This window comes from Paenisporosarcina sp. TG20 (assembly GCF_000286315.1).
In the GTDB taxonomy this organism is placed as follows: domain Bacteria; phylum Bacillota; class Bacilli; order Bacillales_A; family Planococcaceae; genus Paenisporosarcina.
This window is the reverse complement of the sequence record NZ_ALJG01000007.1, coordinates 1-557: the sequence shown is the minus strand read 5'-3', so window position 1 is coordinate 557 and position 557 is coordinate 1. Positions and strand designations below refer to the sequence as shown.

Annotated in this window: 1 protein-coding gene; it reads right to left on the bottom strand. The window is 38.6% G+C overall.

All coding sequences use genetic code 11. From position 1 onward, the window contains the following. Window positions 1-372 (bottom strand): transposase (locus B371_RS0100040; RefSeq protein WP_019412336.1); only part of this gene is annotated, 372 nt, incomplete at its 3' end. Window positions 373-557: the final 185 nt, after the last annotated feature.

Here is a 557-nt window from a genome sequence, read left to right as displayed (position 1 = left end):
AATTAACATATCTAATAGACCGACATCTTTTAGACGCAGTCGACGAAATTTTGTCAGTGAACTTGGATCGATGACGTCATCTTCTGGCACCATATCTAAGAAATATTTAAAGGACATATCGTATTTGGAACGCTCAACTAAGTCCACATCGGATACATCATGAATGGCTTTTAATAATAGGTACTTGAACATACGGATAGGCGGAATCGCATTTCGACCGTTATCTAAACAGTATTTTGTTTTTAACTCTTCTAGAATAAAGGAAAAATCAACAAGTTCATTTATTAGGCGAAGCATATCATCTTTTGGCACGACAAGTTCATAAATCGCCATGTACGGACTTAGATGAAGGGTTTCTTGGTTTGAAATCATGAGGAGCACCACCTGCATTTACTTTATTTAAGTATACTTCAACAAGATGATTTTTTAGATAGAAGAAATTTTTTTGATGTAGACATACACTAGTTGATTGTAGTGGAAGGCGGCGACTCCAGCCGGAATAGCATGAGCTGAAGACCCTGGACTGAGCATAGCGAGGGAAGCGGCTGAAGCCATGC